Source organism: Maricaulis sp. W15 (assembly GCF_001924955.1).
GTDB classification, from domain to species: Bacteria; Pseudomonadota; Alphaproteobacteria; order Caulobacterales; family Maricaulaceae; genus Maricaulis; species Maricaulis maris.
Map to the genome: position 1 here is coordinate 151,025 of NZ_LQXG01000001.1, position 25,600 is coordinate 176,624.

Genomic DNA, 25,600 nt, shown 5'->3' on the forward strand with positions numbered 1-25,600 from the left:
CCCTATTCCAACGTGATGCGGGTAATGTCGCCCGCCGTGATGTCGATTGACTGCTCGGCGTCATTGCCCCATCGGATGGTGTAAGCGCCGGCGGGAATGGTCAGGATTTCACCCGGGCGACCGGTTGTGATGACCTCGCCGGTGGCCGGATCGGCAAGTTCGAAAGCACCGGTGACAGCCTGGGTCAGGGCCGCGGCGAGTTGGGTCCCGTCGGCGGCGCTGAAATAGCCACCACCACCGCTGGCCGCCCACGCGCGGAAGACGGCTTCGAGATCGGTATCGTCGATGGCAAAGCCGACAATATTCACCCGGATATCCCAGCCGCGATCGCGCAGGCCCTGAATGGACGCAGCGGCATCGCCGTCGCAGGTCTCTTCGCCGTCAGTCAGGACGATCAGGATGCGGGTGCCGGCGACATTGGCCAGGTCGCTTGCGGTCATTTCGATCGAGCGCCCCAGCGGCGTGCGGGCGAGATTCATGGCGTTGACGCCGCGGATCACACCGGTGGCGGCTGCCGGATCGAGCGGACCGAGTGGCATTTCCAGATCGGTACGGCAGCTGTCGGCCTCGCGATGCCCGAAGACCCGCAGTGCAAAGCCGGTCCCCGCGGGGATGGTGTCGTTGACCAGGCTGGTCAGTGTTTCCCGCGCAATGGCGATGCGCCGCTCCTCGCCAACCCGCTGCAGCATGGAACCGGACGCATCCAGGATAACGCCGACAGCGTCGTCGGGACCAAGCGCGGCGCGTGTCTGTTCGACCAGCAATTGCCCCGGCTCGGCCGACGGCGGCAGGACGGTTATGGCCTGCCGCGCCATCTCGCGTCCCGCCCGTGTGAGATAGATGAGGGTGTAGTCGCCCGGGGTCTCGGGCGCGCCCAGCGTGACGCTGTCTGAATTGGGGTCGATATAACTGAACGTCGCGCGCGAACCGTCGCTCGCGTGCATCTCGATCAGGTCGCCTTGATTGCCGGTGCCGGCCCAGGTGACAGGAAATTGCGTATAGGCTGCCACCTCGGCGGGCGCGTCGATAGCGATATGGGCCGCAACGACGTCGATGGATGTGCGTCCAATCACCCGGCCACTGGACACATAGACGATGTCATAGGCACCCAGCGTCTCTGATGCAGTCAGAATGGCCGCGTCGTCCGCTCCGGCATTGCCGACATAGTAGTAGCTGGCGCCGCCAAGCGGTTCACCATCGCGCGCGGCGAAGGTGATACGGTCCTGGCTGTTCTCCGGTCCGACCCAGGAAACGCGCACGGGCCCGCCCTGAAAGACCTCGGACGGGGCGGTCAGGACCGCCTCGATGCCGCCGACCTCGATCGGTGAGCGGGCGAGGACGGTCGAGCCACTGACATAGACAATGTCATAACTCCCCGCATCGGCGGGTGCCCGCAAGCTGGCCGGCCCGCCGTCCAGATTGCCGACATAGGCGTAACCCGTTCCGCGGATGGGTGAGCCGTCCCGGGCCGCGAATGTCAGATTGTCGCTGCGGCTGACGGGGCCGGTCCAGTCGAGGCTGAAGGTCTCGCCGGCGCTGACAGCGGCGGGTGCAGTAATGGACGCGCCCGGCAGGGTCACGGTCAGGGGCAGGCTGGCGCGCACCTCGCCGCCCGACACGTAAACCAGTACATACTCACCCGGTGCTTCCGGTGCCATGATCACTTGCGGGTTGTTGTGGGTGTAGGCGTAGGAGAGCCGCCGACCTTCGCCGTCGGCGGGTCGCACTTCGAGAATGTCACCGCGTGCTTCAGGGGCGGACCATTCAACCTCGATGCTCTGCCGGATATGGGCCTCGGTCGGTGCACTGATCTGCCAGTTCTGGGCCGGTGCCGGGCTGATCGTCAGAAGAATGAGGGCGCAAAGGCCGGTCAGAAAACGCATGCCTGGCTCCTAGGGTTCGACCAGTGTGTAGTGGTGATGGCTGCGAAAGGCGGCGCCGTTCCAATAAAGGCTGTAGGCCGACTTCTCGATACGCTCGAGGGTGAGGGCGTCGCCCGGCCCCTCCGGCAGCCTGGCATCGCCGACATAGTGTGCCACGGCGTCGCGCGGGCCGATCCGCCAGGCCTCCACCTGATTGAAATAGTCCGGCGCGAGATCGCTGCCCGGCGGGGCATCGTCGATCCCGTGGATCGATGTCCAGGTGCCGGCGCGGCAGATGGCGATACCGTGCTGACCGTCGACGTCCCGCACAATCGGTACCGCGAAATCATGGGCGCCATCGGCGTCGAAATCCCCGTTGAGCATTCGCGGCAGAACCCAGGCCTCGGGTCGGTAGGCGAGATCGAGGCCGCAGGTGCGGATCAGCTCCATCTCTTCGTCAATGTAAACCGGACTGGTGGCGTCCAGCTCGCGGGCGCGCTCCTCGTCAGTCTTCGGCACGATGATACAGGCGTTGAACTGGAGATAGACCATGCGCGCCTGCTCGCCCGGCTCCAGGTCGGCCAGTCCGAAATCGGTGATGCGCAGCCAGCCAAGCCCGGTATCGCGAAAGGCGCCGCCGCGTGGATCATTCAGCATGAAGCGGCGCTCGTGCTGGGGCGCATTGACGTCGCCCTCATTGGGGCCGGTATTGGCGGCGTTGCGGAAGTGCCAGCCATAAAGAAAACGCGGATTGGTGTTGCCATGGAGCGGCAAGGTGGCAAGGGCGAGATTATAGCCACCTGCGTCGAGCACATTGATGTCCCAACCGTGCGGCGCCGGCGCCAGCAGGAATGTCCAGCCGAAGCCTATATCCGCGGCGTATTGACGGTCTCTGGAAACCTCGCCGCTGACCGGGATGGCATGGTGCAGCGCTGTGTCGGTGCAGCTGTCTGCGGCGGCGCGGCTCGGCACGAGGCCGGCCAGGCAGGCTGCGATCAGGGCGATAACGCCAATTGTCACGGTAGAGCCCCTCACCGTGTTGGCTCTTCGTCGGGCAGCGTCGGCGCCGGCTCGGTGACGGGCGTCGTCGTTGTTGTTCGTGGCGGCGGCGCGTCGGATCCGGGCTGACTGTCGTGGTCGGCATTGTTCACGGCAATCGCGATGGCGATGGCCAGAATGGTGAGGCCGAGCATGCCGGCGACGACGCAGGCAATCAGCGCTTTCATCGGCATTCTGGTCGCCGCGACGATCGAGACCGCCAAGCCGGCCAAGCTCGCGAGCAGGCCATAGCCCAAGGCCTCGGCGGGTGCCGCCAGTCCCTGACCGGGCGGCACGAGATACTTGCCGCCAAAATAAGTGCCGAGCCCGAACGCCAAGACCACCATGGCGATGATGACGGGCAGGCTCAGTGCGATGCGGGTGAGGCGCGGCGACACGGGGCGTCCTAGTTCAAGACCGTGACGGACAATGTCGTGGTTGATCCGTTCGGGATCAGGTTGAATGTCGCCACGCGCCCGTCTTTTTCAAAACGCAGCATGTGCCCCGGACCGCTGGGGGCATTGGCCGCTTCGGTCCAGCCAAGCGCCGTCATCTCGCGGGCGTAGAAAGCGGCGACGTCGTCCGGCGATCCGTCGGCCAAGGCGGCCAGCGAAAAACCCATGTTCGGAATCGTGTTGGCGCCATAGATGTTGAGATCAGGGTAGTGGGCGACATCGTCCGGAAATCCGGCGGGCAGGTTCAGATTGGCGCCGGCCTGCGATTGCAGACCGCCGACATTCTGCTCCATCACAACTTGCGGCGCGTCGCTTCCGGACCGGGCAGGACTGTCGGGGCCAACCGGCTGTTCGGTGTTGCCGCCACAGGCGGCGAGAGGCAGGGCGCAGGCGGTCAGTGCGAGCATGGTCTTCAAGGTTTTTGTCATGGCAGGTCCCCCTTTGTCTGCCGCTGTCAAAACGCCCCTTGCCGGCTCCTGTCGGATCGAACCCGGTCAGCAAGGACCGGTTTGCGGGGCGTGTTGATCGCCACGCTACACTGCCTGGTCGAAATGGGTAGTCTTTTCAGGAAACCTGTTTCGTCGCTTCGTGGTCAATGATGGTGATGATCAGCGCAGTCCGACCTGCCCGACCGCGGCCTCAGCCAGGCTTTCAGGGTCATAGCCGAGACCGTTGCGGAACACGATTTGCGGGTGTCGGATCCGGCTGATGTCCGCCGACAGATCGCCTTGCAGCACGACCAGGTCGGCCCGATAGCCGGCCCGGATGAGGCCGCGATCCGTGCCCAGGCCCAACTCGACCGCGCCGTTATGGGTCGCGATCCGGACCGCCTGCTCGACCGTGAAGCCGGCTTCAACAAGCAATTCCACGTTCCGCTGGTCGCCATGACCGGGAATGATGTGGCGGCCTGTGTCGGGGCCGGCGACGAGGTGTCCGCCAGCGGCGACAAAGCGGCGTTCAAAGGCGAGCACACGGCCGAATAATTCCGGCGTGAAACGGGTCGTCTCCAGTCGCGCGGCGAGGGCGTCCTGGCGGCTGTCATAGGCCGCGCGGGCCTCGGGCGCCAACATGGCCAGCGAGCGGGCATCGCCCTGGGGCCGGTGCGCGAAATGGCTTTCTATGATGGCCAGGGTCGAGGTCAGGGTGACATCATGATCGACGAGGGTCGCAATGACGGCGCCGATGGCCTCACCATCGGGATCACTGGTTTCCAGCGATGCCAGCGTCGCGGTGCAGACGCCTTCCGGCTTGTCCGCGACCAGGTCTGACATCGACAGGAAACCGTGCTCGATACGGTCGATGCCCATTTCGGCGGCTTGCCGATAGGTCAGCGAGCACAGATGGCCGGTGACAGGCAGGCCGTGCGCATGGGCGCGTGTGATCACGGCGCGGGCAACGTCTGGCGTCACATGCCGGTAAAGCTTGAAACCCGCGACGCCGTTCTCGGTCCAGTAATCGACGAAACGATGGGCGGCCTCGGCGGTGTCCGGCTGCGCCATGACCCAATTGCCGTCCGGGCCGGTGACATAAGGTGCGGCGATGCGCATGTCGGGGCCGGGTCCGTATCCGCGCTCGACCGCTCGCGCCATGTTCAGTTCGGCGACCGGTGCGGCGCTGCCTGCCGAGAACAGCGTCGTCACACCGCCGGCGAGGTAGAGGTGCGGCGCTGTGTGATGGCTGGCCGGCGTGCCGGGATAGTGGAGATGGTTGTGCAGGCCGACCAGGCCCGGGATGACGCTGTGACCGGCCAGATCGAGAACGGCAAAACCATCCGGCACACTTATGTCTGCGGTCGGGCCGACTTGCCGGATCCGACCGTCTTCGATCAACACGGTCTGGTTGGCACGCGCCGGGTCATCGCTGCCATCGACAAGGCGGACACCGACCAGTGCGATTTGCGGCGCGTCATGGCGGATATGCTGACGCGCCCGGTCGGACAGGTCCGCAACAGGTTGCGCCGACGCGCCGGCCCAGCCGGCAAGGCTTGCGAGGAGTGCGATCATTCGAAGCATGGTTCTGTCTCTTTGCTACATTCGTGACCGTTGTGTTACATATGTAACTTGCTTGACGCTATCCGTCGTGCGGCGCAGCGTCCAGCTCCAATTCTTCGCATCTGCAGCGTGATCGGGAATTTATTTGACCGGCGAATGCCGGTATCCTACCCGCTTCGCCACACTGGCTCGGGCGAACCTGCCACCAGGGCGCCGGTTCCGACCTCCGGAGCAAGCGGATCAGAACAAGATCAGAAAGAGACGGCTGAGGAATGGATGGAGAATCCCTGGACCAGCAGGCGCTGACCGAACGGATCGAGCGCCTGCGGGAGCAGCATGAATCCCTCAATCATGAAGTCGACGCGCTGACCGAGAACGGCGTTGTCGATCAGCTCAAATACGCTCGGTTGAAGAAGGAAAAGCTGAAGATCAAGGACGTGATTTCACAGCTTGAAGACCAGCTGACGCCGGACATCATTGCCTGAAGCAGGCGGCGGCCGGATCAGGCCTGCTTGCGTTCATCGCCTGATTTCTGCGCCTGCTTGCAGGCATACATGGCGGCATCGGCGCTCGCCATGACGTCTTCGGCGCGTTTGCCAGCCTCAAGCGGCTGGCAGCCCCAAGCCGTCCCGACGGTCAGTTTGCGACCGGCATAATCGAACGGGGTCGTCGAGACCCGATCGGCCAGTTCGCGTGCCTTGGCTTGCGCCCCGTCAGCACCGGTCAGTGTCAGCACGACGGCAAACTCATCGCCGCCCAGCCGGCCGACCGCGTCGGTTTCGCGCACATGGGCCGTGAGCAGGTTGGCGACATGATGCAGGGCGGCATCGCCGGCGGCATGGCCATACTGGTCATTGATGGCCTTGAAGCCGTTGAGGTCGAAATAGACGAGCGCTGACGGCGCGCCATGACGCTCGGCGAGGGCCAGTGCGCGGCTGACTTCGCGCAGGAAGGCGCGGCGGTTCAGCACCGGCAGCATGACGTCGTGATCGGCCAGCGATTCCAGTTCGCGGACCCGGCCGCGCAGGCGTTCGGTTTCCTTGCGCAGCTGGTCGACCTCGCCCATCAGCGACAAGAGGGCGCGCTGCACATTCGGCGTGAGCTCGGCTTCCGGCACGCCCATGATCGAGGCGGCATCAGAGGGCGCCGCAGTCGATTGGGCGCCACCGCTGCTGCGGCGGGCGGTGTCGGTCTTGCTGGGGCGGGAAACATTCCCTGTGGGGCCGGTCGGTCCGATGCGCATGGCACGTTCCAATTCGATTCTGTTCGGTCGCAGCGTCGCGAAGTGTGGTTAAGAAACGGTCAAGCGCGGACGGATCGCGCTTGCTTTGCGGGATGTTCTTGACCTTCACGCGCGCAGAGTTATGGTCGCGCGCTTCCTTTTCACGCGCAGGAAGCGTCATGAGCGAAGTTTCGCCCCAGTCCCCGACCTCCCCGAATTCAGATATCGACGTCGCCATCATCATGGGTTCACGCTCGGATTGGCCGACGATGAAGAAGGCCGCCAACGTGCTCGGCGATCTCGGGATCAGCTATGAGACGCAGGTCGTGTCCGCCCACCGGACGCCGGATCGTCTGGTCGAGTTTTCCAAGGGTGCGCGCGGACGCGGCATTAAGGTGGTAATCGCCGGCGCCGGCGGTGCGGCGCACCTGCCGGGCATGGTCGCCTCGATGACGTCGCTGCCCGTGCTTGGCGTGCCGGTGAAATCGAAGGCATTGAGTGGTCAGGACAGCCTGCTCTCCATCGTCCAGATGCCTGGCGGTGTGCCGGTCGGCACGCTGGCGATCGGCGATGCCGGGGCCAAGAATGCAGGCCTCCTGGCCGCCTCCATCCTGTCACTGATGGATGCCGGCGTGGCGGAACGCCTTGACGCCTGGCGTCAGGCCCAGACCGACAGCGTTCCGGTGACGGTCGAGGACTGATCCGATGCGTGATGCGCCGCTTGCTCCGGGCAGTGTGATCGGGATACTCGGCGGCGGCCAGCTCGGTCGCATGCTGGCCGGCGCCGGTGCCGCCCTCGGCTTCGACGTCCATATCTATGATCCTGAGCCCGATTGCCCGGCCAGCCGGGTCGCCGCACGCAGTTATTGCGCACCTTGGGATGATGCCGGCGCCGTCGCCAATTTCGCCAATCGTTGCGACGCCATCACCTATGAGTTCGAGAATGTTCCGGTCGACACGGTCGCGATTGCCGCTGCAGCCGCGCCGCTGCGTCCCGGTGCGAAATCGCTGGAGCTGACCCAGGACCGCTTCATCGAAAAGCATTTCATCAACCAGCAAGGGGTGAAGACGGTCCCCTTCGCCCAGGTCGATGATGTCGACGGCCTGGAGGCCGCAATCGAGGATATCGGCCTGCCGGCGGTGCTGAAGACCCGGCGTTTCGGTTATGACGGCAAGGGGCAGGCCTGGATCCGCAGCGTCGATGATGCCCGCGGGGCGTGGGACGCGATCGGCCAGCAGCCGGCCATCCTTGAGGGGGCTGCGGCTTTCAAGCGCGAATTATCGGTCGTGGCGGCGCGCTCGGTGACCGGGGAAGTCCTGGCCTATCCCCTGTCCGAGAATGTCCATGGCGATGGTATCCTCAAGACCACCACGGCCCCGGCGCCCGGCGTCGACAGTGCCACCCAGGATCGCGCCCTGGCGATTGCCCGTGCGCTAGGGGATGGGCTGGGTCATGTCGGGGTGTTCGCGGTCGAACTGTTCGATCTCGGCGAGGGAGAGTTGATCGTCAACGAGATCGCGCCACGGGTCCACAATACCGGCCACTGGACCATGGATGGCTGCGGCTGCGACCAGTTCGAGCAGCACATGCGCGCCGTCGCCGGCTGGCCGCTGGGCGATCCGGCCGCGCATTCGGCCTGTGTGATGACCAATTTGATCGGGCACGACGCCGATGCCTGGGCCGAGCTGGCCGCCGATCCGCAGGCCCGTCTCCACCTCTATGGTAAGCGCGAGACCCGCGATGGCCGCAAGATGGGGCATGTGAACCGGCTGTCGCCGCTCTGAGCCGTCTTCCAATGGTCGCCGGACTCCTTATGTTAGGGGCATGATCCGAACGTCCCCCGATCCGCGCGCCTATATTGATGACCGCGGACCGTTCGACCTGATTGGCGATATCCATGGTTGTTTCGACGAGCTGGTGAGCTTGCTCGAACGCTTGGGCTATGACCGGCGTGATGTGCATGACTGGCACCATCCGGAGGGCCGCCGCCCGGTCTTTCTCGGTGATCTCGTTGATCGCGGACCGGACAGTCCGGGCGTGCTGCGCACCGTGAAGGCGAGCGTCACGGCGGGGCGTGGTTATTGCGTGGTCGGCAATCATGACGACAAGTTTCGCCGCTGGCTGGCCGGCCGCGACGTGAAAATCTCGCACGGGATTCGCGAAACCATCGACCAGATGCAGGCCGAGCCGGACCCGTTCCGTGAGGAATTGGCCGATTTTATCGATAGATTGCCGCATCACCTCATCCTTGATGAAGGGCGGCTGGTCGTGGCTCATGCCGGTGTCCAGGCCGACATGCATGGCGAGGATTCGTCACGCGTGCGGGCCTTTGCCATGTTTGGCGAGGTCACCGGCGAGCGCGACCTGCACGGTCTGCCGATAAGGCGCGACTGGGCCCGCAATTATTCCGGCGACGCCACGATCGTGCACGGCCATGTTGCCGAGCCGGAAATCCGTGAGCGCAACAATGTCATCTGTATCGACACGGGTTGCGTGTTCGGTGGCCATCTGACCGCCATGCGCTGGCCCGAGCGCGACTATGTCCAGGTACCGGCTCGGGAGGCCTGGTTCCACTCGCCGCGCTGGGCCGTGGACGACAACAGCGGTTAAGCCGTCTGGGCGCGTGGTTTGCGGCCGAGCTGATCGGCATAGTCGTGATTGACATCGCGATGGCCAGCCTCGTCGGCGCGGACCGCAACAACCACATCCCGCAGCCGGGCATCGGCAGCCATGTTCCAATAGTCGATGGCAATCTGCGGCGCTGGAACATTCTCGTGCTTGCCGGCGTCGATGCCTTCCAGATACTGCGTATAGCTGATCACGGCCTCTTCCTCGAAATAGCCGACCACGCGGTGCGCCGTGCGCGGGGCGAAGAGGTAGAGGAAGAAATAGCAATTATAGAAGATCGCCTGCACGACCATGATCACGATCCGCTCGAACAGGGTCGGCTTGGCGATTTCGATGAAGGTCATCAGGTGCATGCGCTCGTTTTCCGCCTCGTCCAGCAGGGTGCGGATCCAGCCTTCGTCATCGCGGATGCGGCGTAGCGCCTTGAGGTGCTGCAAGAGGCCGCCGACCATGCCGGGCACGGCCGCAACGGTTTCCAGAACCACGGCCCGGTGGCCATAGCGTTTGGCGAAGAAAGTGTCGGCGAAAAAGCGCAGGAATTTCACGAAACCAAGGGCGATATGGTCGCCTATGCCCTCGGGCTTGCGGTGTTGGTCGAGAATGATGTGGTCCGTCTTCGGCATGTCGCTCTCCCGTTTGGGACGGTGCATGCCGACACTGTGCGCCCGGATGTGGCGAGGCGGAAGGTGGCACGGCGCCGCGCGTCGATAAATCTCGCAATCGGGATGTGGGTATTGGCGCGGCGGGTTTAAACCCGGCGCGAACGCTAAATCCGCGGACCCGGCCCGTGGCGCAGCTTGCCCAGCAGCCCGGCGAGGTCGGGCAGGTCGGCGGTCAGCTTGGCGATATTGGCCTTGGTCTTTTCGAAATCCATCACATTCTGGATGCGGCGATCGAGGAAAGCCTCGGCCTCGGTCTTGTCCATGTCGGCCTCGTTGAGCCAGGTCGACAGGGTCGAGCCATAGACGCCGGCCAGTATGGTCCGCTTGGAATAGAAGTTCACATCGGTCGAGGTGTCGCCAATGGCGCGCCAGATCGTGTCGGCGGTGGCCCACAGAAGCTGCGGCGCCTCGCTGGCGGCATCCGGCAGCATCAGGCGGGCGCGGGCGCGGCGGGCGGCTTCCTCGTGCGGACCGATCGCTTCGAGCCGCGCCATCACACCGAATCGGACCCGCTCGCGGATCTTCATCGCCTTGATGTCGGCACCCCGGACAGCCGCGACCACGGCCAGGTCGAGCTGTCTTGACCAGCGCACGATCAGGTCGAGTGCGCCACGCGGGCAGGCCAGCAGGGCCTGGCCCTTGTCGATGCCGGCATCGGCGCAGGCCTGGGCGAAACTGTCATCGGTCCAGCCATCAAAGGCTGCCAACGGTAGAATCGACTCTAAAAGCGCGTCGCGTGTGCTATCCTTCACGGAGCGGGGCAGGGTATCGGCTTCCATCATGTCGATCTGTCTAGACCAGTGCGGTGACTTCGTCACCTCGCCCGTGTGTGCTGACAGTGTGGACACGTGGTCGCAGCTCTGCTAGTAGCCCCGCCTCTGGCGAACTAGCGACACGAGGAATGGCCCTCGCGTCCAACCTATGGAGAGAGAGCCATCGTACAGATCGTTGTGCGCGACAATAACGTGGAGCAAGCGCTCCGCGCGCTGAAAAAGAAGATGCAGCGGGAAGGTACTTTCCGCGAAATGAAGCGTCGTAATCATTACGAGAAGCCCTCGGAGAAGAAGGCTCGCCAAAAGGCTGAAGCCATTCGCCGGGCGCGCAAGCTGGCTCGCAAGCGGGCCCAGCGCGAAGGTCTCGTCGCCAAGCGTGGCGGCACGACGCGTCGCTAGGGTCGCCAGGCCTCATTGCGAGTAAAGTGAAACCGCCGTGTCCGTTCGGACGCGGCGGTTTCCTTTTGCCTGCAATTCAGACAGTGCAACCGGCCGCCCCGAAGGGCAGCCGGTTGTTGTGTGTCAGGACGCTGCCGGTTTTTTCTTGCGGCCGATCCTGAACCAGCCCTTCACCGTGTCCTGATTGGCCTGGTTGAGTGACCCCATGCGGAACAGCACGCCTGATCCCCAGATCACGAAGACGGCAAAGGCGATCATAGCGGCCGTGGTGCCGACAATGTCGATGAGACCGACATCATGCGGCAGACGCGCCAGCATGATGAAGGGAGTCCACAGCGGCACCCAGCTGGCAATTGCCACGATCGGGTTATCAGGGGCGTTGAGCGCCATCATGATCAGGATGATTGGCACCATCATGATCAGCATCATCGGGCTCATCAGGGTCTGGGCGTCCTGCAGGGTCTCGCACAGCGAGCCGATGGCCAGGAAGACCGCGCCATACATCAGATAGCCGATGATGAAATAGCCAAATGCCGGCAGCAGCAGGCCGGGATCGAGCACGGCGGCGAGAATGTCCGCGATCGGCATGTCGGACGAAGCCGCGACCTGCTGCAAGCCCAGCGTGCCGAGCAAGCCTATCCCGCCCCAGACGGCCAGCAGGGTTGCCGAGACGGCGGCGACGCCGATCAGCTTGCCGGTGAGAATTTCATGGTGCCGGGTCGAGGCCAGCATCATTTCCAGCACCTTGTTGCCCTTCTCCTCGATCATCGCGGTCAGCAGCATGTTGACGACAGAGAAGATGACCGCCCACAGGCCGATGGCCATCATCGTGCTGACGACCAGCGGGATGCGTTCAGCGTCGGTGACCTCGGCCGTGTCGCCGGTGCGCTCCGGATTGAGTTCGCGCACCGATGGTGACAGCTCGTCCGCGGTCTCGATCAGGCCCGGGTCAACGCCGGAATCGATGAGAAACTGCGTCTGCATGTAGGCACGCAGGGCGTTGCGGATCTGCGAGCGCAGCCCGCCATCGGAGACATTGGCGCTCCAGTAATCGATCTGGATCGCCCCATCCGCGTTTTGGCGCAGATAGATCGCCGCAAACAGGCGATGTTCGCCATCCGCGGCGGTGAAGGTCGCGTCGCCGGTGAGGTAGGGCCGCAAGGCGTCCAGTTCGGAAACGCCGACATCCACCCGCAGATAGCGCTCATCGGACAATTGCGGCTGGGAGGCGAGCGCCGCGTTCACCTGGGGCAGGTCGCCGAACAGCTCCCGGGCTGTTTCCCGAGCCCTTTCCAGCGCTTCCGCCTGGCTGGCCTCGGCTTGCGCTTCCAGTGCCGTCTCCAGCGAACCGCCGGTCTCGTCGATCAGCACATAATAGCGGGTGGGCTGGGAGTTCTCGATCAGGATCGGCAGGCCGAACCCCAGGGCCATGAACAAGGGCATAGAGGCCAGCGACAGCCAGAAGCCCCAAGTGGCGGCGTAGGACAGATATTCGCGGCGGGCGATGAGATAGATGGCGCGCATCACACGGCCTCCGTTTCGGCAGTGGCACTTGAGCCGACAAGATGGACAAACGCGTCATGCAAATGGGCGCGCACCGGCTCGAAGCGGGCCAGTTTCACGCCACCGTCAACGCAGGCCTTGAGCACGTCCTGGGCATCGACGCCGGCGGCGAGATCGATGGTCCAGACGACATTGCCGTCCAGCTCACTACGGGCGATCTCGCCCTTGCCGACCAGTATTTGCGACAGGTCATGGTCGGATGCCGCCTCCACCGTCACCCGGCGCGGCACTTCGCCGAGCGCTTGCTTGACACTGCCATCGAAGACCTTGCGCCCCTTGGCGACCAGCACGATCTGGTCACACAGGCGCTCGGCATGTTCCATGACATGGGTCGAGAACAAGACGGTCCGCCCGGCTTCGGCCTGGCGGCGCACGATCTGTTCCAGCGCATTCTGGTTGACCGGGTCGAGGCCCGAAAAGGGCTCGTCGAGAATGATGAATTCCGGCTCGTGCACCAGGGTCGAGATGATCTGGACCTTCTGCGCCATGCCCTTGGACAGGGTTTTCACCTTGCTGTCGGCGACGCCCGGAAGGTCGAATTCCTCCAGCATCGCCAAGCCGCGCTTGCGCGCCTCGGCGGCGCCGACGCCCTTGAGACGGGCGAAGAAGGTGATGACATCGATCACCTTCATCTTGCGGTAGATGCCGCGCTCTTCCGGCAAAAAGCCGACCCGGTCGAGCGCCGCCGGTCGCGGCTTGCCGCCGAACAGGCTGACGGTGCCGCTGTCAGGCGTGAGAATGCCCAGGGACATGCGCAGGCTGGTGGTCTTGCCCGCACCATTGGGCCCGAGAAAGCCGGTGATCTGGCCGCGCTTGACCGCAAAGCTGACATCCCGAACCGCTGGTTTGCCGCTATAGGTCTTGGATACATTGGATAGTTCGAGAATGGTCTCGGACATGATGCCCCCTGTCATCTTTGCGGCGAAGCCTAGTGAGGATGCAGAGCGACGGCCACCGGCATTGGGCAGTGGACCGTCCCCCCATACATTCGATCAGACAAGATCAAGCACGAAATAGGGCAGGTCGAGCGGCGGCGGTTCGGCCAGACCAAGCTGGGTCAGCTGGTGATGCGCCTGGCCGCGGTGATGGGTCGCATGATTGAACATGTGGGTCAGGATGATGCGTCGCGGCAGGGTGCGCGGATTTCCGCCCATGTCCTTGTAGTCAAAATCCGCCAGGATGGCGGCGTCATCCAGTCCGGCAATGAAGGCCCGGGTCGCCGCATCCTGCTCGCGCCGGGCTGCCCAGAGCGCCTCGAAATCGGCGGTGGGAGTCTCATCGAGCCGGGCATGCGGCGCGGGCTGCTCCAGCAGTCGGGCCATCCACAAATGGTCGGCAACGAGGATATGGGTCAGCGTGCCCTGCAAGGATCCGAAATAGGCCCCGATATCACGGCTGCGCGCCTCGGCACCGATTTCGCGTGTGGCGGCATAGATCCGCTGATTGGCCCAGCCATTATAGTCGGCAAGTTGCAGGAAATGGGCGCGCATTGGGGCCTCCGGGCTGTGTGCCGCGCTGGTCGGCGGTCTTAATCACGCAGATAGTGCCCGCGCCGTCTTGGCATGCAAGGGCGAGGATACATGACCCCTGACAATGCCCGCGCACGGCTCAACGCCCTGCGCCAGGAAATACTCGACCTGTCCGATGCCTCCAGCGAGGATCGCAAACCGGTTGAACTCGACCAGCAATCGGTCGGGCGCCTGTCGCGCCAGGACTCGATGCAGGTCCAGGCCATGGCCAAAGCCGCGGATGCGTGCCGGACCCAGGAATTGCGGCGGATCGATGCCGCCCTTGCGCGTATCGACGAGGATGAGTTCGGTTGGTGCGCCGAGTGTGGCGAGCCGATCGAGGAAGCCCGGTTGGAGATCGACCCGGCCGCGCCGCGTTGTTCCGGCTGCGCCTGACCGTGGCGGCATCGGGCACTGTCATCGCCCGGGCGAATTGCCGTTGAGTCACTTCAATCCTGCCACATGGTCTGGAAGACTGGCCGTGAAGAGGTGACCGAAATGTTCAATCTGTCGGCGCAGGGCTGCGCCCAGGCACAAAACCAGATGCGGGCATTGACCCGCGGTCAGGTCGATCACGCCCTGACGGCAACGGCGCAGGCGGCGGTTCTCGCTGCGGTGGCCCGCATACCGCGCTGGACGCTGGTCACGCGGCTGGCTGGCCGCCATCTCGATCTTGATGCCGCGGCGATGCAAGCCCTGCCAAAGGCCCAGCGGGCCGAATTCGACCTGCGTGTCCGGGCCGAGGCGGCACAGGGCTTTCAATATCTCTACGAGACCTACCCGCTATACGACAAATGGCATGGTGGCGTGCTGGCTGATGAGGCGCCGGTGCTGGCCGAGCTGTTCACGGCGCTCAACAGCGCCGCCTTCCTCGATCCGATGCGCGACCTCTTGGATGCGCCGGAGATCAGCTTTGCCGATGCCCAGCTGACGCGCTACCGCGCCGGCCATTTCCTGACCACGCATGATGACGGGATCGAGGGCAAGAACCGCGTCGCGGCCTATGTGCTCACCCTGTCGGAGGGCTGGCACGGCGATTGGGGCGGTGTCCTTGAATTCCAGCTGCCCGACGGGCGCGTTACCGAGCGTTTCGTGCCGCGCGGCAATACCTTGTCGCTGTTCAAGGTTCCCCAGCCGCACGCGGTCACGCCGGTTGCATCGACGGTGACGGCCGACCGGGTTTCGGTGACCGGATGGCTGCGATCCGGTCGTGACCCGGGGCCGGAAGCGGGCACGCGTTAGCGGGTGGCGTAGCCGGCCTGACGGACCAGGCGGCGCAGGGCGTCATCGCCCGGTGAAGCCAGTTTGAGGAGTTCGACATAGGGATCGCCGCCGAGTTTCAGGCATTGCGCGAAGGCCGGTTCGGTCTTCAACCCGCCGGCCTTGGCGTCGCGGACATCGCTGCGCAGCCGGTCTTCGGCGAGGCCGAGAAGGCGATGTTCGGCGAGCCAGTGGACATAGCTCTCATGTGTGTCCACCGGGCGTTCCCGGCCGAAGATTTCCACCGGCACGCCCTCGATCTCCAGCTTGGCGATGACGGACGCCTCTCCGGCATGTTGGTTGTCACTGACGGTCGCGTCCGCAAAACGCGAGACGAATGCATCCAACGCCGCTTTGAAGTTGGCCAGCCCGCCTGTGGCAGAGCAGGCGATGTCGATATCGGCGCCTGGTCCGTGAATGTTGAGCGGGATCGAGCCGACCCATCGCGGCGTGAACCCGGCCAGGCGACGCATCAGCCCGTGCCGGGTGATGATCTGGCGGGCGTCGCGGCAGGGCAGGAAGGCATCAGTCATCGCCGCGCTTTCGCGCGAAGCCGTGTCTGTGTCAATCCTGCCGACGCGTGTGCGCGTTGACGATTGTGTGCATGGACATGCAGGCTGTGCCGGGCCAGCCTGTGTCGAAACCGGGACGATCGACATGGGATTTTACGACGAACGCATTCTGCCCAATCTCCTCGCTTGTGCCTGCGGCAGCAAGCCGGTTGCCAATCATCGTAAGATCATGGTGCCGGAAGCGTCGGGTCGGGTGCTGGAAGTCGGGATGGGGTCGGGGCCCAACCTGCCCTTCTATGACGCGGCGCGCGTGTCGCAGGTCATTGGTGTGGAGCCTTCGGCCGGGATGCGGCGCAAGGCACAGCGGGCGATCGCTCGCCAGTCCATTCCGGTCGAACTGCTGGATGCGCCGGGCGAGGCCCTGCCGCTGGAGGATCACGCCGTCGACACGGTCCTGCTCGCCTTCACCCTGTGCACCATCCCCGACTATGATCAGGCCCTGGCCGAGATGCGGCGTGTGCTCAAACCGGGCGGTCGGCTTGTCTTCATGGAGCATGGGCTGGCACCGGATGAAGGCATTGTGAAATGGCAGAGGCGGCTGGAGCCGATCTGGAAAATCACCGGCGGTGGCTGTCATCTGACCCGCCCCATGGATCGGCTGATCGAGGCGGGTGGCTTCCGGATCAATCGGCTGGAGGCCGATTATGAGCCGCGGACGCCGAAATTTGCAGGCTATGTCTATCGCGGGCTGGCGGCGGCACGCTGAGCGCAGCCCCCGGCGCGGCGCGAGGCCAGCAGAACAGCAAGATCGGGTACGCCGAGTGCTCTACATTCCGCTAGAGTCATCGCGATCACAACAAAGGGGTGGCGGCGATGACATATGCAATACTGGCGTTGGCCTTGATGGTTCAGTCGGCCGAGGCTGAACCCGTTGATGCCGGCATTCTCGAGCAATTGGCGTGGATGGAAGGCTGCTGGCGGGCGGACGGGTTCGCCGGCGAGATGTCGGAATGCTGGATGCGCACGCAGAGCGGTGAGCTGGTGGGGGCCTTCCAATACTCTGCCCAGGGCACGCTTCAATTCACCGAAATGTTGATGATTGGCACCAATGCCGAGGGTGAATTTGGCTATCATGTGAAGCATTTCAATCGCGACTTCACGGGCTGGGAAAGCCAGAACGAGCAAGTCACATTCGACTATCGACAAATTTCGGAGACCCGGATTGAGTTCCGGGGCCTCGTGCTGGAGTTCGATGGGCCGCATGCGTTCACGGCCCGGCTCGACATGAGACAGCGGGATGGAAGCCTGACGACCGAGGTGTTCGAATTCAGCCGGATATCGCCGTAGTCGCGGGCCTTTCCGCTTACGGCAGGCCGGGAAAGCTCGACACGTATTCGATCTTGATGTCCGGGAAGCTGGTCACGAACTGGATGGTGAAGTCCGGAAAGCTGTCAACGAATTCCCACTCCCCGCAATCATCCGGGAAGGATGTGACGCGCTTGACTTTGAGGTCGGGGAAGCTGGTCACGAGTTGCACCCGAATGTCCGGAAAACTCTCCACGATCTCGACATCACCATAAAGCGGGATGCCGTTGAAGGTGCAGTCTTCGGCGACAGGGCCGGAAAGGGCGGCAGATAGCGAAAGGGCGAGTTCGGCGAGCATGGCACCAGCCTAGCCCGTCGAAACTGATCCGGCGATGAACGCCTAGTCCAGCGCTTTCAAAATGCTTTCCGTCATCTTCTTCGCATCGCCCAACAGCATCATCGTGTTGTCACGGAAGAAGAGCGGGTTTTCAACGCCGGCATAGCCGGAGCCCAGGGACCGTTTGATGAAGAAGACGGTGCGTGCCTTCCAGACCTGCAGGACGGGCATGCCGTAGATCGGCGAGCCGGGGTCATCCTCGGCGGCGGGGTTGGTGACGTCATTGGCGCCGATCACGAAGGCGACGTCGGCATTGGAGAAATCCGAATTGATATCCTCCAGCTCGAAGACCTCGTCATAGGGGACATTGGCTTCGGCTAGCAGCACATTCATGTGCCCCGGCATCCGCCCGGCGACGGGGTGGATGGCATAGGCGACATCGACGCCTTCGGCCTTCAGCATGTCGGCCATTTCCTTGAGCGCGTGCTGGGCCTGGGCGACGGCCATGCCATAGCCGGGCACGATGATGACCTTGCCGGCATTCTTCATCACGAAGGCGGCGTCCTCGGCCGATCCCTGCTTGGCATTGCCCTGCGGACCGGCGGCGGCTGCCGCGTCGCCGCTCTCACCAAACCCGCCCAGGATGACCGAGATGAAGGAGCGGTTCATGCCCTTGCACATGATGTAGGACAGGATCGCACCGGACGAGCCGACCAGGGCGCCGGTGACCAGCAGGGCGGTGTTCTCCAGCGTGAAGCCGAGCGCGGCGGCGGCCCAGCCGGAATAGGAGTTCAGCATCGACACCACGACCGGCATGTCGGCGCCGCCGATCGGGATGATCAGGGTCACGCCGAGCACGAAGGCGGCCAGGGTGATCAGCCAGAAGGCCGTCTTGGCGTCACCGCCCGAGGCCATCAGGAAGGCGATCATGATGACGATGAAGCCGCCAATGGCGATGTTGATGAGGTGACGGGCCGGCAGCATGATCGGCGCGCCGGACATGTTGCCGTTCAGCTTGGCAAAGGCGATCACCGAGCCGGAGAAGGTGATGGCGCCGATTGCCGTGCCCAGCGACAGTTCGAACAGGGACAGGTGTTTCAGGTCACCCATCGCGTCGGCAATGTGGAAGGCGCCGGGGGCGTAGAGCGCCGCGGCGGCGACCAGTACGGCGGCGAGGCCGACCAGCGAGTGGAAGGCGGCGACGAGCTGCGGCATGGCGGTCATCGGGATGCGGCGGGCGATGATCGCGCCGATCCCGCCCCCGATCATGACGCCACCGATGATCAGGGCAATCGAGGCTCCGTCCAGATTGACGGCCAAGAGGGTGGTGACAATGGCAATCGCCATGCCGGCCATGCCGAACTGGTTGCCACGGCGCGCGGTCTCCGGATTGGACAGGCCCCGCAGCGCGAAGATGAACAGGATCCCCGAGACGAGGTAGAGCAGTGCGGCGAGATTTGCAGACATGGCGCTCTCTTGCGAGTTGTGGCGATTAGTCGGAGTAGCGGATCGTGTAGCCGCTGAGGTCGCGGACGGTAGTGCCGCCGTTCAGGTCCAGCGGTCCGATCATCAAGGTCAGGTACGCGTCCGGATCATTGCGGGTGATGTTCACTGCTTCGACCAAGCGTTCGGCACGCCAGCGACGTTCCTCATTGGTGCCGCCGTCCTGGGCCGGGAAGGCGCTGACGTCGAGCCAGAGAATGTAATAATTCTGCCCGTAAGGGTCATTGCGGTCGCAGGTGATCCGCATATCCGTGACATCGATCCGCATTTCGATCACCGAATTGCATTCGACCTCGTAAAAGCGGGGGCGGGGACCGGCAGCGCGGCGTTGTTCGGCTTCCAGGGCTTGCTGATACAGTTCAACAGTGCGGCGGGTCATGACCGGAGTGTCCGAGGCGTCGTCCTCGCTCTCGGCGAGCTGCTCGGCGCCCGGGCGCTGCAGGATGGCCGGATTGCGCAGGGTCGGCAAAGCTGTCCGGGTCTGCGGTTGTGGCTGGTTCTGGGCTTCGGCGCCCGAAATGCCCACCGCCAGGACAGACAGGAGAATCAGTGGCTTCATCATGCCGGACGCTCCTTTTTCTTGTACATCGCCAGCATCCGCTGGGTGACCAGGAAGCCGCCGAATATGTTCACGCTGGCGAGGATGATGGCGACGAAGCCAAGCCCGCGCGAGAAGCCGGCCCCTTCGGTCTGCGCCGCCGTGGCAGCGACATCACCGGACCCGGTCGCAGTCGCCGTGGCGGCCAGAAGGGCGCCGACGATGATGACCGAGGAGATGGCATTGGTAACGGCCATCAGCGGCGTGTGCAGGGCCGGGGTCACCGACCAGACGACGTAATAGCCCACGAAAACCGCCAGCACGAAAATCGCCAGGCGGAAGATGACGGGATCAACGGCTTCCATGATCAGGACTCCTTTTTCGTCAGCGTCGGATGCACGACTTCACCATCCTTGGTCAGCGCCATGCCCTGGATGACTTCATCATCCCAGTGCGGGGCGAGGCCGCCCTCCTCATTGACGAGGAGCGGCAGGAGATTGGCGAGGTTTTTGGCGTAGAGCGCCGAGGCGTCGGCGGCCAGGCGGCCGGCGAGATTGCCATAGCCGGCGATCTTGACGCCCTTGTGCTCGACGACTTCATCGAGCTTGGTCAGTTCGCAATTGCCGCCATTGGGGGCGGCGAGATCGATGATCACCGAACCCGGCTTCATGCTCTCGACCATGGCTTTCGTGACCAGGGTCGGGGCCGGGCGGCCCGGGATGAGGGCGGTGGTGATCACAATGTCCTGCTTGGCGATATGGCTGGCCACCAGCTCGGCCTGTTTGGCCTGGTATTCCGGTGACATCTGCTTGGCGTAACCGCCGGCGGTTTCGGCCTGCTTGAACTCGTCATCCTCGACGGCAACGAATTTCGCGCCCAGCGAGGCGACCTGTTCCTTGACCGCCGGGCGGACATCGGTGGCGGTGACGATGGCGCCGAGGCGGCGCGCCGTGGCGATCGCCTGCAGGCCGGCGACGCCGACCCCCATCACGAAGGTCTTGGCCGGGGCGACCGTGCCGGCGGCCGTCATCATCATCGGGAAGGCGCGGCCATACAGCTCGGCACCCTCGATGACCGAGCGATAGCCGGCGAGATTGGCTTGCGAGGACAGGGCGTCCATGGCCTGGGCGCGGGTGATGCGCGGCACGAATTCCATGGCGAGGGCATTGATGCCGGCCTTGGCCAGGCCTTCCGCCATCTTGGTATTGCCGTGCGGGCTGAGATGGGCGACCAGCAGCACACCCTTCAACTTGGCCAGTGTGGCCTCGTCCGGGCTGCGCACCGCAAAGAGCGCGTCGGCGCCTTTCAGTGTTGCGGCTGCGGTGCCGATCTTCGCACCTGCGTCGGTGAAAGCCTCATCGGTCACGGCGGCGGTCAGGCCGGCGCCCTTTTCGATGGCGACTTCATGGCCGGCGGCCACGAATTTCTTGACGGTGTCCGGTGTGGCCGCCACGCGGGTTTCGCCCGCATGTCGTTCTTTCAGAATGGCAATTCGCATTTCGTCCCGCCGCTTTTGGCTTGATGGGGCGAGGATGCGCGAATTCTCCCCTGAGGGGAAGGCCCCTCCGGGAAATTTCTAGACCGAAATCGGGAAAAATTGTGCAGTGCGAAGAAAGAGCGTCTTAATCAGCCGCCCAGCGCCATACCGAATAGTTGAACAAGGCCGCCGCAAACCAGTCCGAAGACGAAAAGCCCGCCCAGGGTGACATACCAGGACGTCTTCATGCCAAGCGCCAAGCCCAGCACGCCGCCGACAATGCCGACCGCGATCAGCGATACCAGCCAGTCCATGCCCACAGCAAAGGCCAGCGTCAGGTAGAGCACGCTGACGACGGTGAGCAGGCTGCCCCAGACGGACACTGCGATGAAACCGCCAAAAGTCGCTTTCTGGTCGGCGATGTTCATTTCGCCACGAACATAATCAGACGCCATTGGTCGCGTGCCTCCGTCAATCAGGTCTGGTGCGGATAGCACGCGTTGAATGCTCCGCCAAGATGCCGGCGCCATATGCCGCAGGTGACAGCTGTCATGCTCCGGTCCCACATCCGCATCAAGCTTGCGCACCCGGCCCGACGAAAGGGGTGGTTGTCGGAAAACCCCTGTCCTAGACTGTTCGCGCTGCAGCTAGTTCGGAGCCTCGCATGCGCATTCCCTTTGCCCTCTGGTCGGGTGTCATCGCCGTTTTGGCCGTCGCGGCCCTGGCAGGGCGGGAGTATCTCAATTTCGGCGTGATCGAGTTCGCGCACGTGTGGCCGATTGCCCTCAAAGTGGCTGGCGTGTGGCTGGTGCTGGTTGTGATCGTCGGCATCGTGTCCGGCTTGCGCAAGGCGACGACACCGCCGCCGAGCGAATTGCCGGACGATGTGGCGCGGGAAATCCGGCGCCACCCCGAACACTGATCCGATTGTCGAAACGGTGTGTCAGCCCCAGCCCGGACCGGTCAGCACTTCCAGTGCGGCGGCGACGGCAATCGGTTGATCGAGGATGAGATGGTGCTCGGCCTGCGGGATCGACACCATCGTGGTCTGCGGCCCGAAAGTCTCGCGCATGAAAGCCCAGACCTCGTCATTCACCAGTCGCGACTCGGCGCCCCGGAACAGGGCGATACGGGTCTTCAGCGCACCGACGATATCGGCCGGCGGCGGGCGGTTATAGTCCAGCTTGTCCCAGAGTTTGGGGTCGAATTTCCAGGTCCAGCCCTCTGAGCCGTCCGGGCGGGTGACCTGTTTGAGCGATTGCCGGGCGATGTGATCGAGCAGGAAGGCGTTGTCGCAACCCTGTTCCGGCAACAGGCGAAAGCGCGCCAGGGCGGCCTCGAATGTATTGTAGATCATGCCGCCGCGTGATGGCGGCGACGAGCGCCGTTGCTCATCGCGGGGTCGGACCGGGCTGTCGAGCACGGCGATACCCTGCAGGCGTTCGCCATGTTCCATCGCGGTGGCCAGCGACACGAAGCCGCCGAAGGAGTGGCCGACCAGGAAGGGTTTGCCGGCATCGAAGGCGCCGCCGGCTTCGCCCGAAGCCAGCACTTCCAGCGCATAGGTTTCCATGGTGTAGCGGTCGCGATGATCGCTGTCGCCCATGCCGGAAAGGTCAAGCGCGACGACCCGGCGCGTATCGGCGAGGAAGGGGGCGATACTGTCCCACCAGTCCTTGTGGGCGACGCCGCCATGGACAAGGATCAGCCCGGCATCACCGCGCTTGCCCCAGGCCTTCCAATGGATGGTGGCGCCCTCGACGGTCACGGTCCCGCGCTCGGTCGGAACGGCGAGCGCTTTGGTAAACCAGTCCGGGGCGGGCGGTCGGTCGCCGTTGAAGGCGACAAGCGGAGCGGGGGGGCGAGGGGAGGCGGCGGCTTTTTGGCTCATTGTCTAGCGCTAGCCCCGGGCGGGCGTGCCGTCAATTGCCGCCGGTCGCCGGAGCCAGCGAGATCAGGTAGGGCACGGCGAATACCGCCCATGCATTATTGGCGACATGGCCGAGGATCGGCGCCGCCAGCCGCCCGGTCCACACCCGTGCCGCGCCCAGTGCCAGGGCCAGGAAGAAGGTTGATGTCATCACCAGCAGGCCCTGGGCGATATGGACCAGGCCGAAGGCCATGGCGGAAATGATCACCGCGAACAGGGCCGGAACGCCGCGGGCCATCATCATCGGCAGCATCCAGCCACGAAACAGGATTTCCTCGGCGATCGGCGCGGCGATCAGGGTCAGGCCGATGACCAGCCACACACTGGCCCCTGCACCGGCGAAGTCATCGACATTGGACAAGTCATCACGCGTGGCCCCGCCCGACAGGGTGAGCTGCGGATCGCTCATGGCGAATTCGTGGAAGCTCAGGGTCAGCGGGCTGGCGATCAGCACCATGAAGACCATGACCAGGGCCGCGGCGAGGAAATCGGTGAGGCGCAGCGGGAAGACACTGAAGACCGGCCGGTGGGCCTGATAGCGTTTCATCCAGGCCCACATCACCAGGGCGAGACCGGAATAGCCGATGATATTGCCAAGGAAGACGGCGCTGCCCTCGCTGAGCCCGGTGCGCGGCCCACCCACCGCATTCCAGCCGACCAGGGTCGCAAGTTGTGCCGCGATGATCAGGGCGAACATCAGGGCCGGCCAGACAATCATGCCCGGCAAGGAGCGGATAACCCGCATGCGATAGGGTTCCGCCAGTGCAGCGAAGACGTCGTGGCGGGCAAAGGGCCAGCGGGTTCGTGATCCTGGGGTAACAGCCATGTCGCGGGCGGATGCCACTTCCGTGCCAGTCGTTAAGCGGGTCTTGATCCTTATGCTTAACCGGTCGTTGCCGCCTCTTAAACGTCAAATTTAGACAAGTGTCCCATAACGGTTCGCATAGACGCCCCGCTCGCAAGGGTGGTGAGGCCAAAAGGTCCGGCGAAATAACAAGGCGACCGAAAAGGCGTGGGTGATGGTGAAATCAGTTCTGATCGTGGATGACGATCCGACGCAACGCCGCCTCCTTCAGGCGGTGATCGAGAAGCAGGGGTATCGGGCCGAGACCGTGGAGAGCGGTGAGGCGGCGCTGGATCGTGTGGCCGAGCCCGGGATCGACGTCATGCTGCTCGACCTGATCATGCCGGGCATGGACGGGATGGAAACGCTGGAAGCGCTCAAGCGCAAACAGCCGGACCTCCCGGTCATCGTGCTGACGGCGAGCGGGGGTATCGAGACCGTCGTGGCGGCCATGCGCGCCGGCGCGGTGGACTTCTTCGTGAAGCCGGCCAGCCCGGAACGCATCACGGTATCGATCCGCAATGCGCTCAAGGTCCAGAATCTGTCGGGTGAAGTGAAGCGTCTCAGCCGCAAGGCCGAAGGCACGCTGGGCTTTGCCGACATGATCGCCGGGGCGCCGACCATGCGCCAGGTCGTGCGTCTGGGTGAACGCGCCGCGCAGTCCGACATTCCGATCCTGATCACGGGTGAAAGCGGCGTCGGCAAGGAGCTGGTCGCCGGGTCGATCATGGCCGCTTCCAAGCGTGCCGGTGGTCCCTTCGTCGCTGTGAACTGCGGTGCAATCCCGGAGAATCTCGTTGAATCGACCCTGTTCGGTCACGAGAAGGGCGCTTTCACCGGCGCTGTCGGCAAGCATATGGGCAAGTTCCAGGAAGCCGATGGCGGAACGCTCTTCCTTGACGAGATCGGCGAGCTGCCGCTCGACATGCAGGTCAAGCTGCTGCGTGCCCTGCAGGAAGGCGAAGTTGATCCGGTCGGCGGCAAGCGCCCCGTGAAGGTCAATGTCCGTATCATTTCGGCGACCAATCGCGATCTCGCCGAGCAGGTCGCCTGCGGCGCCTTCCGCGAAGACCTGTTCTATCGCCTCAATGTCTTCCCGATCGAAGTGCCCTCCCTGCGTTCGCGCAAGGACGACATTCCGGCCCTGGTGCGCCACTTCATCGGTCGCTTCAATGCCCAGGAAAACAAGTCGATCCAGGACGCGGCGCCGGAAACACACGCCTTGCTGTCGACCTATGACTGGCCGGGCAATGTGCGGCAGCTGGAAAATGCGGTCTTTCGTGCGGTGGTGCTGTCGGATGACGACCATCTCAAGCCGGAAGATTTCCCGCAGATCTCGGGTCTGACGCCGCAGATCGGCGAGATGTCGGACACTGGCGCGTTGACCGCGATGGCGACGTCGCTGGCCGGTGGTGACGCCACGGCTGGTGCCGATCTGGGCCCGGTCGATATCATGGATGAAGGCGGTCATCTGCGCTCGCTCGAAGAGATCGAGCGTGACCTGATCGAGTTCGCGATCGAGACCTATGCCGGGCGGATGAGCGAAGTGGCGCGTCGCCTTGGCGTCGGTCGTTCGACGCTCTACCGCAAGGTTCGCGAATACGAGCTCGATGTGGACGGTGTTCGCGCCGCCGGCTGATCAATCAGTGTAACGTGACGGCGGGTATGGCTAATAGGCGGGATTAACCGGGGACCTCGGGGCGAAGGCGAGTGTTGGTGCGTTTACAGTGGGTTGGACCGGTAATGGGCGAGCACTTGCGGGGATTTGGCGTGTCGCCCCAGTTGGCAAAAA

Annotated in this window: 31 protein-coding genes; 11 read left to right on the forward strand and 20 right to left on the reverse strand. The window is 64.1% G+C overall.

What is annotated here, in order from left to right; translation table 11 throughout:
- Positions 1–2 precede the first annotated feature (2 nt).
- The 5 genes from AWH62_RS00640 to AWH62_RS00660 all read right to left on the reverse strand — a co-directional run bounded on the left by AWH62_RS00640 (position 3) and on the right by AWH62_RS00660 (position 5,367).
- Entirely contained in the window at positions 3–1,883 is a 1,881-nt protein-coding gene (locus AWH62_RS00640; protein WP_075188531.1) for a VWA domain-containing protein, read from the reverse strand.
- Positions 1,884–1,892: 9 nt separating this feature from the next.
- Entirely contained in the window at positions 1,893–2,882 is a 990-nt protein-coding gene (locus AWH62_RS00645) for a hypothetical protein (protein ID WP_075188532.1), read from the reverse strand.
- A gap of 11 nt (positions 2,883–2,893) precedes the next feature.
- Positions 2,894–3,298: a hypothetical protein gene (locus AWH62_RS00650; RefSeq protein ID WP_075188533.1), complete on the reverse strand. Its 405-nt coding sequence runs from the start codon at positions 3,296–3,298 to the stop codon at positions 2,894–2,896.
- Between the two features lie 8 nt (positions 3,299–3,306).
- Complete coding sequence (locus AWH62_RS00655) at positions 3,307–3,783, reverse strand: hypothetical protein (RefSeq protein WP_075188534.1); 477 nt, start codon at positions 3,781–3,783, stop codon at positions 3,307–3,309.
- A gap of 180 nt (positions 3,784–3,963) precedes the next feature.
- Positions 3,964–5,367 (reverse strand): amidohydrolase family protein, encoded by a 1,404-nt coding sequence (locus AWH62_RS00660; protein WP_075188535.1) that lies wholly within the window; start codon positions 5,365–5,367, stop codon positions 3,964–3,966.
- A gap of 251 nt (positions 5,368–5,618) precedes the next feature.
- On the opposite strand from AWH62_RS00660, the gene AWH62_RS00665 reads away from it, so the two are divergent.
- Positions 5,619–5,831, forward strand: coding sequence for a YdcH family protein (locus tag AWH62_RS00665; protein ID WP_083634880.1), 213 nt, complete (start codon positions 5,619–5,621; stop codon positions 5,829–5,831).
- 17 nt (positions 5,832–5,848) lie between these two features.
- Here the strand turns inward: AWH62_RS00665 and AWH62_RS00670 are convergent, their stop codons facing one another.
- Positions 5,849–6,589 (reverse strand): GGDEF domain-containing protein, encoded by a 741-nt coding sequence (locus tag AWH62_RS00670; RefSeq protein ID WP_075188536.1) that lies wholly within the window; start codon positions 6,587–6,589, stop codon positions 5,849–5,851.
- A 158-nt stretch (positions 6,590–6,747) separates the two neighbouring features.
- Here AWH62_RS00670 and purE point away from each other — a divergent pair, with 158 nt between their 5' ends.
- From purE to AWH62_RS00685, 3 genes are read left to right on the forward strand one after another with little or no spacing between them, the layout of a single operon-like run.
- Complete coding sequence (gene purE / locus AWH62_RS00675) at positions 6,748–7,269, forward strand: 5-(carboxyamino)imidazole ribonucleotide mutase (RefSeq protein WP_075188537.1); 522 nt, start codon at positions 6,748–6,750, stop codon at positions 7,267–7,269.
- 4 nt (positions 7,270–7,273) lie between these two features.
- Positions 7,274–8,353 (forward strand): 5-(carboxyamino)imidazole ribonucleotide synthase, encoded by a 1,080-nt coding sequence (locus AWH62_RS00680; RefSeq protein WP_075188538.1) that lies wholly within the window; start codon positions 7,274–7,276, stop codon positions 8,351–8,353.
- Positions 8,354–8,393: 40 nt separating this feature from the next.
- Positions 8,394–9,179 carry a metallophosphoesterase gene (locus AWH62_RS00685; RefSeq protein WP_075188539.1) on the forward strand — a complete coding sequence of 262 codons (786 nt, stop codon included), beginning with the start codon at positions 8,394–8,396 and terminating at the stop codon, positions 9,177–9,179.
- Here AWH62_RS00685 and AWH62_RS00690 read toward each other — a convergent pair.
- The gene (locus AWH62_RS00690; RefSeq protein ID WP_075188540.1) at positions 9,176–9,820 is read right to left on the reverse strand and encodes an alternative oxidase; all 645 of its coding nucleotides are present in this window, start codon (positions 9,818–9,820) and stop codon (positions 9,176–9,178) included. The two genes, AWH62_RS00685 and AWH62_RS00690, sit on opposite strands and share 4 nt — an antisense overlap.
- A gap of 143 nt (positions 9,821–9,963) precedes the next feature.
- Positions 9,964–10,641 carry a COQ9 family protein gene (locus tag AWH62_RS00695; protein WP_075188541.1) on the reverse strand — a complete coding sequence of 226 codons (678 nt, stop codon included), beginning with the start codon at positions 10,639–10,641 and terminating at the stop codon, positions 9,964–9,966.
- Positions 10,642–10,794: 153 nt separating this feature from the next.
- On the opposite strand from AWH62_RS00695, the gene rpsU reads away from it, so the two are divergent.
- Positions 10,795–11,031: a 30S ribosomal protein S21 gene (gene rpsU / locus AWH62_RS00700; protein ID WP_075188542.1), complete on the forward strand. Its 237-nt coding sequence runs from the start codon at positions 10,795–10,797 to the stop codon at positions 11,029–11,031.
- A 123-nt stretch (positions 11,032–11,154) separates the two neighbouring features.
- Here rpsU and AWH62_RS00705 read toward each other — a convergent pair whose 3' ends face one another.
- From AWH62_RS00705 to AWH62_RS00715, 3 genes are all read right to left on the reverse strand, one after another.
- Positions 11,155–12,555, reverse strand: a complete 1,401-nt coding sequence (locus AWH62_RS00705; RefSeq protein WP_075188944.1) for an ABC transporter permease — start codon at positions 12,553–12,555, stop codon at positions 11,155–11,157.
- The gene (locus AWH62_RS00710) at positions 12,555–13,493 is read right to left on the reverse strand and encodes an ABC transporter ATP-binding protein (protein ID WP_075188543.1); all 939 of its coding nucleotides are present in this window, start codon (positions 13,491–13,493) and stop codon (positions 12,555–12,557) included. Before AWH62_RS00710 ends, AWH62_RS00705 begins: the two co-directional genes overlap by 1 nt.
- 93 nt (positions 13,494–13,586) lie before the next feature.
- Positions 13,587–14,084, reverse strand: a complete 498-nt coding sequence (locus AWH62_RS00715; RefSeq protein WP_075188544.1) for a DinB family protein — start codon at positions 14,082–14,084, stop codon at positions 13,587–13,589.
- A 90-nt stretch (positions 14,085–14,174) separates the two neighbouring features.
- Here AWH62_RS00715 and AWH62_RS00720 point away from each other — a divergent pair, with 90 nt between their 5' ends.
- Complete coding sequence (locus tag AWH62_RS00720) at positions 14,175–14,498, forward strand: TraR/DksA C4-type zinc finger protein (protein ID WP_075188545.1); 324 nt, start codon at positions 14,175–14,177, stop codon at positions 14,496–14,498.
- Between the two features lie 102 nt (positions 14,499–14,600).
- Positions 14,601–15,344, forward strand: coding sequence for a 2OG-Fe(II) oxygenase family protein (locus AWH62_RS00725; protein ID WP_075188945.1), 744 nt, complete (start codon positions 14,601–14,603; stop codon positions 15,342–15,344).
- Here AWH62_RS00725 and AWH62_RS00730 read toward each other — a convergent pair.
- On the reverse strand, positions 15,341–15,895 hold the full coding sequence (locus AWH62_RS00730; protein WP_075188546.1) for a DUF4269 domain-containing protein: 555 nt from the start codon (positions 15,893–15,895) through the stop codon (positions 15,341–15,343). The genes AWH62_RS00725 and AWH62_RS00730 overlap by 4 nt on opposite strands.
- A 124-nt stretch (positions 15,896–16,019) precedes the next feature.
- Between AWH62_RS00730 and AWH62_RS00735 the strand changes: the two genes are divergently transcribed.
- Positions 16,020–16,640 (forward strand): class I SAM-dependent methyltransferase, encoded by a 621-nt coding sequence (locus AWH62_RS00735; protein ID WP_075188946.1) that lies wholly within the window; start codon positions 16,020–16,022, stop codon positions 16,638–16,640.
- A 107-nt stretch (positions 16,641–16,747) separates the two neighbouring features.
- Complete coding sequence (locus tag AWH62_RS00740) at positions 16,748–17,221, forward strand: DUF6265 family protein (RefSeq protein WP_075188547.1); 474 nt, start codon at positions 16,748–16,750, stop codon at positions 17,219–17,221.
- Positions 17,222–17,237: 16 nt separating this feature from the next.
- Here the strand turns inward: AWH62_RS00740 and AWH62_RS00745 are convergent, their stop codons facing one another.
- The 6 genes from AWH62_RS00745 to AWH62_RS00770 all read right to left on the reverse strand — a co-directional run bounded on the left by AWH62_RS00745 (position 17,238) and on the right by AWH62_RS00770 (position 21,489).
- Positions 17,238–17,537 carry a hypothetical protein gene (locus tag AWH62_RS00745; protein ID WP_075188548.1) on the reverse strand — a complete coding sequence of 100 codons (300 nt, stop codon included), beginning with the start codon at positions 17,535–17,537 and terminating at the stop codon, positions 17,238–17,240.
- Positions 17,538–17,579: 42 nt separating this feature from the next.
- The gene (locus tag AWH62_RS00750) at positions 17,580–18,983 is read right to left on the reverse strand and encodes an NAD(P)(+) transhydrogenase (Re/Si-specific) subunit beta (protein ID WP_075188549.1); all 1,404 of its coding nucleotides are present in this window, start codon (positions 18,981–18,983) and stop codon (positions 17,580–17,582) included.
- Positions 18,984–19,008: 25 nt separating this feature from the next.
- Positions 19,009–19,581, reverse strand: a complete 573-nt coding sequence (locus AWH62_RS00755; RefSeq protein WP_143742844.1) for a hypothetical protein — start codon at positions 19,579–19,581, stop codon at positions 19,009–19,011.
- Complete coding sequence (locus AWH62_RS00760) at positions 19,578–19,922, reverse strand: NAD(P) transhydrogenase subunit alpha (protein ID WP_075188551.1); 345 nt, start codon at positions 19,920–19,922, stop codon at positions 19,578–19,580. The genes AWH62_RS00755 and AWH62_RS00760 overlap by 4 nt, the downstream gene beginning before the upstream one ends.
- 2 nt (positions 19,923–19,924) lie before the next feature.
- The gene (locus AWH62_RS00765) at positions 19,925–21,055 is read right to left on the reverse strand and encodes a Re/Si-specific NAD(P)(+) transhydrogenase subunit alpha (protein ID WP_075188552.1); all 1,131 of its coding nucleotides are present in this window, start codon (positions 21,053–21,055) and stop codon (positions 19,925–19,927) included.
- Positions 21,056–21,183: 128 nt separating this feature from the next.
- Positions 21,184–21,489, reverse strand: a complete 306-nt coding sequence (locus AWH62_RS00770; RefSeq protein WP_075188553.1) for an aa3-type cytochrome c oxidase subunit IV — start codon at positions 21,487–21,489, stop codon at positions 21,184–21,186.
- Between the two features lie 209 nt (positions 21,490–21,698).
- Between AWH62_RS00770 and AWH62_RS00775 the strand changes: the two genes are divergently transcribed.
- Complete coding sequence (locus AWH62_RS00775; protein ID WP_075188554.1) at positions 21,699–21,956, forward strand: hypothetical protein; 258 nt, start codon at positions 21,699–21,701, stop codon at positions 21,954–21,956.
- Between the two features lie 21 nt (positions 21,957–21,977).
- On the opposite strand, the gene AWH62_RS00780 is transcribed toward AWH62_RS00775, so the two are convergent.
- Together AWH62_RS00780 and AWH62_RS00785 are read right to left on the reverse strand one after the other, a co-directional pair.
- Positions 21,978–22,925, reverse strand: a complete 948-nt coding sequence (locus tag AWH62_RS00780; RefSeq protein ID WP_075188555.1) for an alpha/beta fold hydrolase — start codon at positions 22,923–22,925, stop codon at positions 21,978–21,980.
- A gap of 31 nt (positions 22,926–22,956) precedes the next feature.
- A complete protein-coding gene (locus AWH62_RS00785) occupies positions 22,957–23,790 on the reverse strand; it encodes a CPBP family intramembrane glutamic endopeptidase (protein WP_083634885.1) in 834 nt (277 codons plus the stop codon).
- A 193-nt stretch (positions 23,791–23,983) separates the two neighbouring features.
- Between AWH62_RS00785 and AWH62_RS00790 the strand changes: the two genes are divergently transcribed.
- Positions 23,984–25,447, forward strand: a complete 1,464-nt coding sequence (locus AWH62_RS00790; protein WP_075188557.1) for a sigma-54 dependent transcriptional regulator — start codon at positions 23,984–23,986, stop codon at positions 25,445–25,447.
- Positions 25,448–25,600 lie beyond the last annotated feature (153 nt).